Consider the following 9,683-nt stretch of genomic DNA (forward strand, 5'->3'; position numbering starts at 1 on the left):
AACTTTAAATTTGAGTATTGTGAGTGAATTATAGACTTATTAGAAGGCTATTCTATTTTGTTTTTGCAGTGCAATCACATATTGATAAATTATTAGATATATCTGACAAAGCAGAAAGTAGAGAGTTTGAGTTGAAGAATAAGCGAGAAAACTACAAACTGATATATGTTCTCTTAGCTATAGCTTTATTTGTATTTTTAACTGTTTATTTGGCTAAAGATAATCAAGATATATTTTTAGACGTACTAAAAATTGGTCTAGGATTTTTAGGAGGTTGGGGAGCAGGTACATATACTAAAAATCGAAATAGATAATACAAAATACTTTAACCTTTGCTAAAGCATCAGTTTATTAAGCTGATGTTTTTTATTTTTTAATTTTGGTTTTTTATGGTATAATTAATTTAGTGAAAATATAAAGATTAAAACCTATTTTGATACAGATTAAAATCTGACTAAGTTTTGATAAAACATTAAAACATAAGATTAAAATCCTAGAACCATGAGTAGTCTTGAGCTGAATCAACATTAATGAACACTAATAAATTCAAAAGTATTAAAAGATTTAAATTTTGCTTAGAACTGGCTATACTAAATAATGAGGTGATAATATGAGTATTGATTTAAAGATAGGTGATTCAGTAAGGGTTAAAGAAGGTGCTAAATGTCCGGATGATGAGGATATGTTGATTGGAGGTTGGCAGGGAAGGGTTTCAGGGAAATATGGAGTTGAAGATTCTTATATTTATTGTATTGAGTGGGATAGCCTTACTTTAGAGGAGATGCCGGAATATTTTATTATTGAAAGTAAGGAAGAGGGTCTAGATTATACAAAGCTTAACTTAGAACAGGATGTTTTGGAAAAGGTAGAGACCCGAGATAGTAAAGAAGATGTAAAGAGAGCTATTGAAAGAATTGATAAACAGTATAAGTGGTTATTTTTAGGAGAACAGGGTAAAAGAATTAATCAGGTGCTTAAGGAAGTTGTGGATGAAGGGATATTGGAGGTTTTTGAAGTCTGGAAGGACTACTTAGACAGGGTATTAAGCTTTCCATTTAAGGCTGAAGTTAGGGAAGTTCAAGACTGGGAAGGTATAGAGTTTGGTGATAAGCTGATTGTAAATGGGATAACATCGGTAGAGGATCTCTACGGAGTAATTGTTGAAGTTATGAAAGATAGCGAAGTACATTATTTCCCTTTATGTGATTTAGAAGCTACTGATAAAAATAGTCTAAACTATAAACATGTGAATGATTATGCGGTCTGGTTTGCAAATCGTTAGCAGATAGCTCTTTTTTGAAATTTAGGAATATTTACAAAATCTTTTATCAAGGGGGAAGTGATTTCAAGTGGTAATAAATGATTTATTGAGGCCAAGACAAGAAGTGATTGATCCGGAAGTTAATTTTCAACATGCTATTAGAGCATATAGAGTTAAGGATAAGGAAGATAGGTTAGAATCGAATCCAGCGCGATTTTTTGCTACCACGTATCCTTCTAATGCTATTAGAAATGTGATTAAGTTAGCAAATCAAAAACTAACTGGAATAGATAATCAGGGAGGAATAGTTTTAGCTGGAGCTTATGGTTCTGGTAAATCTCATGCATTAATTACTTTATATAATATTTTTGCATATCCAGAGCAAGCTGAAAGTTGGATTAATTATCATAATATTAAATTTAATTTAGCTACTATACAGGATAATAGTAAAAGCAGTATTTTATCAACAAGCAAGGTTGACCCCGATAAATTATGGGAACCTATTATGAGGGAGTTGGATAAGGAAGAAATAATTAATAAAATAGACAGATATCCCACAGTAGATGATATAGAAGAGCTGATAGGTGATGATTATACTGCAATCTTTATTGATGAGTTGGAAAGATGGTTTGGTTCTTTTAATCCCGAACAAGAAGATCATTTAATAGAGGCAAATAAGATGTTTATTCAGAATTTATTGGAATTAGCTGCTGATAATGAAAAGCTGTTTGTATTCATTGGATTTTTAGAAGAAAATAGAGAGTTAAAAGAAATTATTAATAGAAGTAAGCCCAGAAAAGAAGATATGGCTGCTACAGGAGATAGAGAAAAAATTATTATCCATCGCCTATTCAAAACTCCAAAAGAAGAAGTTAATAGAAATGAAGTTGAAAAAATAGTAGATGACTATTTAGCTGAATATGAGAAGGTAGAACTAGACTTTGAAAATCGACAGAAGTATAGAGCTAAAATGATTGATTCTTATCCTTTTCATCCTGAATTATTATCGGTGCTAGATGATATCTATGATGAAGCTTCTACTGAAAAACAGAATATCAGAGGGGAGTTGCAGATTTTAGTTGATGTGGTTAAGAAAAAGTATCTAGATAAGGATATGTTTCTGATTTCTGATCTTGATGGTCGATCTTTACAGGGGATTGATTATCAAATTACAGGTCGTTTTAGATCTGATATTAGAGTTTGTAGAGAAAATAATATTGAATACTCACAAGAAATATTAACTTCTATTTTGCTGTATACATTAGATCCTAAGCGGGGAGTGGCAGAGAAAGAAGATATTTTTCTGTCTACTATCAGACCTGAAGAGGTTTCTGGAATTGATGTTGAAATTGGTATGGGTGAACTGTTAGGAGTTGCTCATTATTTACATAAAGAAGAATCGGGATATTTATTTAAGGATCAAAGAAATGTTTTCGCTTTAATACAGAGTAATGCGGAAAAGATTAGAGATGAAGAAGGAAAAGAAGAATTAGCTTATTATATTAGAGATCAATTATTTGATAGACGATATAAGATTTATGGATATGATGAGCTAGAGGATAGTTCAAAGGTTAAGTATATTTTATTATTAGATAGTCCTCATGAGCGAAAAGAATTAGAGGAGTTTTTGGAGCAGGAAATTTATTATGGTCGGCAGTATCAAAATACATTAGCAATTATTAAACCTAGTCGAGATATTTTTACAGAGAAATTCATTACTAAAATGAAGCGAATAATGGCTGCTAGGCAGTTAGAAGAAGAGTTGAATGAAGGAAAAGAAAAAATAGCGGAAACGTTAGAAAGTGAAATACAAGAATTAACTAGAGAATTAAAAGGGTCTTTTGGCAGATATTTACGTTGGGCCAGTAGTGGAAAGCAAACGAAAATCAGACAGGAAGTAGTAGAGGCTGATCACGAAGCAGTCAGAGAAAAGATAAAGACTGATAAGTCTGCTGTTAAAGACTATATTATCACTAAGGTGAAAGGGCAGGAAACGGGGAGAGTAGTAGAGGAATTATTAGCTGACTGCAAGAAATATAGAAGAAATCCATTCATATCTAACGATAGTGATTTTACTAATGTGGTTAAAGAGCTATACAACGATAAACGGGTTTATTTAGAAGGGGATAATAATAAAATATACCGTGGAGAAAGAGTTAGTATTCAGGCTCGCTGGGCCGTATTAGACCCCGAATATCATCCAGAAGTTGCAGAAGAGCTTAGTGATGATCATAGTGAAGATATTAATATTGGCTCTCCAGAAGAGGGGGTTAATAGTGCTGAAGTTAGAGAAAGAATAACTGCTGAGCAAAGTAATGCTTCTGAAGAAGTAAAGCAAGTGATAGAAACTGAGCCAGTTGAAATTCATAGTCAAGGCAATTCTAATCGTTTATTAATTAGTCAAGTTGAAACTCAACTTCGGGCTGCTGATCAAATTAATAAAGTAGTTATAACTATTAATTTTGGGGAGAAATTCAGCAAAGAAGATCTAAAAGAACTTTTACTGAAGTTACCTGATAAGGAGGGAAGTTATTCATTAGAAGTTAGGGGGGAACGTGAATGCGATTAAAGTTAGTTAGGGAATTGTTAGCCTCGGAGAATCCAGTAGAAGTAGTTTGGAAGCAGTTGCAAGAGATTTATATTACCGAGAAAAATGAGACTGATAATATACTTGAATATTATTCTCGTACAGAAAAAGAGCTTTTGGAGCTAGAGAAGTTTTTGTTTAAGTCTTATTTTGAGTTTTATCAAGAAGATTTAAAAGAGTTGGCTAATAGAGAGGACTTAACCTTAGTTAGAAGTTTAGACGATAATCCTAATTTAACTTATTTATTGATGGATGCTTTAAGCTTAAGAGAGCTTGGTCTGTTTTATGACAGCCTAGAACAGAAAGGGTATCAGCTTAAGATTGATTATACATTTTCAGCTTTGCCTTCACAAACAAGATTTTACAAAGAAAAAATGAGGTTTGATATTGTTGAAAGAAATATTAAGTTTAGAGAGATCAGAGATTATCAAGATATTAAAGTTAGGGGAAATGAGCAACTTATCTGGAGTAGATACCCTGACACTCTAATCGAGGATATTCGCTCGGGCCAATCATTAAAGAGCGATTTAGAAGAAACTTATAAAAAAACGAAACAGGTACTGTTTACGGTGCTGGATAATCTAGATAAAGAAAAAATAATAATCTGCTCAGATCATGGCTATACAAGGACAGAGGCTGGATATAATATCAAGATTAATAATAAGACAGTGAAAAAATGGTTGAAAGAGTTATTTGGTGGTAGTCGTTTTGCAGCTAAAGAGGAAGCTAATAAGGAATTAGCAGCTAAATTATTAGATAGAAATCTGATTGTAGAGGTTGAAGATCACTATCTGCCGATTAGTCATTATAGTTGGCCAGTGAGTGGAAAGTACTCTACTTTTAGTCACGGAGGTTTGAGTTTGTTAGAGGTAATTACACCACGAATTATACTTACTAAGTAGTTTAGGAGGAGTTTGGGAATGAGTGAAGAGAACACTTTAATTGAAGAATATTTACCGATTAACGCTATTAATGAAGTAGCTGAGAAGGAATCAAAAGCAAAGAGATATTATAGACCGGTTTATACGATGCATAAATGGTGGGCTAGGAGATTAGGTTCTGTCTTTCGGTCGATATTGATTTATTCATTATTAGAAAAGTATGATTTCGAAGATCAAAGTATAGACTGGAGAGATAAACAACAGAGCTTATTTGATTCTGGTGATTTAGGAACTGAAGGTGAACAGTTGGATTTTAAAGATTTTATGAAAAACAGGAATGCTAATGAACAGTGGAAGGATCTATATTTGAAAGATTGGGATTTAGATAAGACTGTTTTAGATCCTTTTATGGGCGGAGGGACGACGATAGTAGAGGCTTTAAGATTAGGATGTAATGTAATTGGTTGTGATCTCAATCCAGTTGCCTGGTTTACAGTAAAAAAACAGATTGAACCAGTGGATTTAGATGAATTAGAGGCTGCTTTTGAGAAGTTAAAGGAAGAAGTAGCACCGGAGATTTTAAAATACTATAAGACTGACTGTCCAGAGTGTGACCATGAAGCGGATGCGATGTATTATTTTTGGGTGAAAGAGTTAGACTGTTTAAATTGCGGAGAGACTGTTTCGCTATTTAAAGATTATCGTTTAGCTAAAACAAGATCGAAAAAACGAAAAGGGTATTGGGTAGTTTGTCCTGATTGTAGAGAGGTTTTTATTAGTCAAGATTATAAAAGTGAGAATGAATGTCCAAGTTGTAGTTTTAAATTTAACCCCAATGCTGATGGGAATACCTCCCGAGGATATTATACCTGTCCTGATTGTGGTCAGAAAGATAAAATTACTGAATCTATTAATAAAAATGGTAAACCTAAAGAGGTAATGTACGCTGTTGAGTATTATTGTGAATATTGTGATAAGAATGATATCGGAGATAAAACAAATGGAAAGAGTTATAAGAGAGCAGATAAAAAAGATTTAAAGTTATATCAGCAGGCAGTAGAAAAATATGAAGAAATTAGAGATGAGCTGTTAATACCTCAACAAAAAATTCCAGAAGGGCTCAAAACTAGAGAGTTACATAATCATGGATATCAATATTGGAAAGATATGTTTAATGAAAGGCAACTAATAAGCATTGGAAAATTATTAAATGCAATTAAGCTTATAGGAGGGAATAAAATAAAAGAATTTTTATTGTTAGTTTTATCTGATTCAACTGACTATAATAATAAATTTTGTACATATAATATGCATCGGAATCATATTGACCATTTATTTATGAGACATGCTTTTGTTGCACAAGTTGATTTTGTGGAAAATAATTTTTGGGGTACTAAGTATGGAAGGGGAAGTTTTATCCGAGAGTATAGAATGATAAAAAAAGGTGCAGAATACAATTTAAATCCATTTGAAAAATATAGAAAAAACAATCAGACTAAAGAAAAAGAGATGCAAAATAAGATAAATGGTAAATTAGTTGATAGTTTTAATAAGTTAGATTCTGAGGGAAATTCAATACTATTAAATCATACATCGGAAGATTTAAGTGAAATCCCTGATAAATCTGTTGATGCTATAATAACTGATCCTCCTTATTATGATAACGTAATGTATTCTGAGCTGAGTGACTTTTTTTATGTTTGGTTAAGAGAAGCCTTAAAAGATGAATATGATAATTTTCAAGGAGATTTAACTCCTAAATATTCAGAAGTTGTCAAAAATACTGTTCGTAATAAATTGGAGGATGATTTTATAGATGGCTTAACTAGAGTGTTTACTGAATCAAGAAAAAAATTAAAAGATGAAGGGGTAATGGTTTTTACTTTTCATCATAAAGATAATCAGGCTTGGGGAGCAGTTTTAAAATCAGTACTAGAAGCTGGTTTTTATATTTCTGCTATGTATCCTGTTCAGGCTGAAATGTCTACCTCTATACATATTCAGAAACAGGCTAATGTAGAATATGATGTAATTATTGTTTGTCGTAAGCAATTAGAAGAATCAGAAGAAAAAAGCTGGAGCAGTTTAAAAGATAAAATTTCATTTCAGGTTGATGAAATTATTGATGATTTAGAGGAAAAAGACAAAGAGCTTGCTTTAGGAGATATTTTTGTAATTGCTCTTGGCAAATGCTTAGAGGTTTATTCTCAACACTATCCCAGAGTAATGAAAGATGGAGAACAGGTATCAGTAGAAAAAGCAATTGAAGATGTACAACAGATAATTGACTTAGAAATATCTTATGAGCGAATGCAGAACTTAAGTAATGATTTCGATTGGATAACTGCTACTTATCTATCTTATATAGTAGGTCGAGGAGATGAGTTATCTTATAGTAATCTAAATAAAGAGTTAAGTAGTAGAAACATAGACATAAATGAATTAATTGAGGCTAATTTATTAGCCAAAGAAGGTAGTATGCTAAAAGTCTTAGCTCCGGAGGAACGAAAAGAGTATTTAGAAGCAAAAGAGTTAAAACTAGCAATCGATCAGGCTGATTATTTATATAACCTGGTAAAAGAACAGAAATTAAAACAGGCTCAACAGGCTGTTACTGACGTTGCATATAAAGCACTGCAAAGATTAGTTGATAGAGGCTTAGGAACTAAAAAGACTTATAAACAGGCAGTTAAGCTGGCTAAGCAAGAGTTAAATGTTTAAAGGGGGAGCTAAAATGCAACAGGGTTATAACTTAATGACTCAAAACTATAATCAGCAGTACTATCAAGATGATGACTTTGTAGAGAGAATGAGTATTATGAAGTTTTTAAAAATGGTGCAGGAAGAAAATAAATATATCGATTATTCATTAGAAATTTATGGTTTGGAAGAATTCCTGTGCTTTTTAGGCAAAGAGGATGCGAATGATCTATTAACTGAAATTTTAGGTAAAGGAGTAAATTACTTAACAGATAATTTTGCCACTATCAAAGTAATAACTGAAAATAAAATTGTTATCTGGAATAACAAAGCAGTATTGAAATATAGTAATGAAGAGTTTCCACTGGGTAATATATTTGGTAGTTCCTTGCGTCAGGAAGATACAGAGTATTGGGTTGCTAACCTTAATATTGATTCTTAGGTTGTGATAGTAATGAAGTTTATTAATTACTTTAGGGATTGATAGTTTCATTATTTAGATAGTTGAATTAAGCAACTTGGAATAGTTTGCTAGGGTTTCTAGGCAAGAGAATAGAGTTTATTATTAATAGAATTAATGAGTTTATGGATAATTTGTTGAATTGATCTTGCAAATAAAATATTGTTTGATTTTGCTCTTCCTTTTGATAAAGGAGGAGCTTTATTTTTGTCTAAAAAATAATCCTTTTGGTTTTTATTATCAAAGTAGTAAAAAAGGAAAATATTTATAATTAATTTCAAGTGATTTGCAGGAAAATTGTTGTTTTATGATGAATTACATAGTTGATATTATTAAAGTTTGATTGCTTTGAGACTTAATAATTCAGATTAAATTATTAATATGGATGATGGATAACTCAAAAGATTAGAGGAGAGCTATTAGCAATCTTTTTATTATAGTAGGGGGGATTATAATTTTTAAAGTATCTGATTCTTTAATAATTTGTACTTGTGAGGAATTTGAAGCAGATCTTGATGAATTTGGACAGAGAAATAAAGTAGAGAAACGGCTTAAAGATAATTTGACCAGTTTGAAACAGCTTGATCCGTTGAGAAATTCTGGCTTTTTAAAACAGAATCTTGATAGGAAATTACGGTTATTGGCTAAAGATATTAGTGAGTTTATAGAACCGGAAGTAAGATTTGAGAAGCCTGTAATATTATTTCTGAGAATGTATAAAAAAGGAAGGAATAGTTCTAATTATTCTAATCTCTATGAACCCAATACTTCCCGGACTGAACGGGAGAGAGCTAAAAATAGGTTGAATAAATTGGTGACTGAAGATTTACTTAATCGAATAAGACGGAGGCTAGAAAATTATAAAAAGAAATCGGAAAATAAGCTTGCATTACCTGATGAGTATTTAACGTGGGTGCAGCAAACTCCAGAATGGAGTACTTCAGAAGGGGACTTGGGGATTACCATATATGAAAGTCAGGATTGGGTTGACAATCTCGACAGCGACTTCTACTATACTTTTTTCAAAATAATTCAGGGGGTTGTTTTTGATACCTTTGATGATTTAGTAATCAAGAGATTGGAAGGAGATAATTATTTTGCTTCTCGAGATGATTGTACAGTAATCTATAGTCAGATTAATGATCCCCATAGAAGTCGCAAAATATTATATCTGATTACCTCTTTTAATACAGCCCAGCAGGTTGAAGAAAAGTACCAGCGAGAAAAAGAGCGATTGGCAGAAGAGAAGAATGAGGAAGCACTACTGATTAAGTTGGGACAGAAAGATGCAACAGTCGATAAGATAATGAGAAACTCCTGTCGTGCTTATCCGGCAGATATTATTGTAGACCATGAACGCTGGTTAGAGATAGAGAAAGATGAAGATGCAAATCTTGCTCTTTCTTGGGAAGAAGAAGAGTTATTAGCAGAAATTATGAATCCCGAGAGTGACAAGAATCTACCTGTGTTTATTAATGGTCGAGCAGGTAGTGGTAAGTCGACCATGCTACTTTATTTGTTGGCCGTCTATTTAAATCGAGTCTTGGATAATGATAGTTTACCAGGCGATGTACTCTACTTGACCTATAATAAGCAGCTATTAAAGAAAGCAGAGGAGACTGAACGGAAGATCTTGACTTCTCATTATGCTCTAGAGTGGAAGAGAGATAAAGATGATGAAATGGATGAAAAGGATAAGGAAAAGTTAATTAAAAGCGGTTCTTTAATTAATGTTGTGAAAAATAATCTCTGTTGTAATCGAAGTCTATTAGAAAATAATTACAATAGGCTTCG

Annotated in this window: 6 protein-coding genes and 1 pseudogene; all 7 read left to right on the forward strand. The window is 32.3% G+C overall.

Annotated elements, in window-relative coordinates:
• Positions 1-23: 23 nt before the first annotated feature.
• On the forward strand, positions 24-314 hold the full coding sequence (locus tag MWH30_RS12575; protein ID WP_248664443.1) for a hypothetical protein: 291 nt from the start codon (positions 24-26) through the stop codon (positions 312-314).
• A 296-nt stretch (positions 315-610) separates the two neighbouring features.
• Entirely contained in the window at positions 611-1,282 is a 672-nt protein-coding gene (locus tag MWH30_RS12580) for a calcium-binding protein (RefSeq protein WP_248664444.1), read from the forward strand.
• Positions 1,283-1,349: 67 nt separating this feature from the next.
• Positions 1,350-3,830 (forward strand): DUF499 family protein, encoded by a 2,481-nt coding sequence (locus tag MWH30_RS12585; RefSeq protein WP_248664445.1) that lies wholly within the window; start codon positions 1,350-1,352, stop codon positions 3,828-3,830.
• Positions 3,821-4,750: a hypothetical protein gene (locus tag MWH30_RS12590; protein ID WP_248664446.1), complete on the forward strand. Its 930-nt coding sequence runs from the start codon at positions 3,821-3,823 to the stop codon at positions 4,748-4,750. The genes MWH30_RS12585 and MWH30_RS12590 overlap by 10 nt, the downstream gene beginning before the upstream one ends.
• 18 nt (positions 4,751-4,768) lie before the next feature.
• A complete protein-coding gene (locus MWH30_RS12595) occupies positions 4,769-7,450 on the forward strand; it encodes a DUF1156 domain-containing protein (RefSeq protein ID WP_248664447.1) in 2,682 nt (893 codons plus the stop codon).
• 13 nt (positions 7,451-7,463) lie between these two features.
• Complete coding sequence (locus MWH30_RS12600; protein WP_248664448.1) at positions 7,464-7,871, forward strand: DUF8076 family protein; 408 nt, start codon at positions 7,464-7,466, stop codon at positions 7,869-7,871.
• Positions 7,872-8,529: 658 nt separating this feature from the next.
• Positions 8,530-9,683, forward strand: a pseudogene (locus MWH30_RS12605) (hypothetical protein); the annotation flags it as partial.

It is taken from the genome of Fuchsiella alkaliacetigena (assembly GCF_023227765.1).
Classification (GTDB): domain Bacteria; phylum Bacillota; class Halanaerobiia; order Halobacteroidales; family Acetohalobiaceae; genus Fuchsiella; species Fuchsiella alkaliacetigena.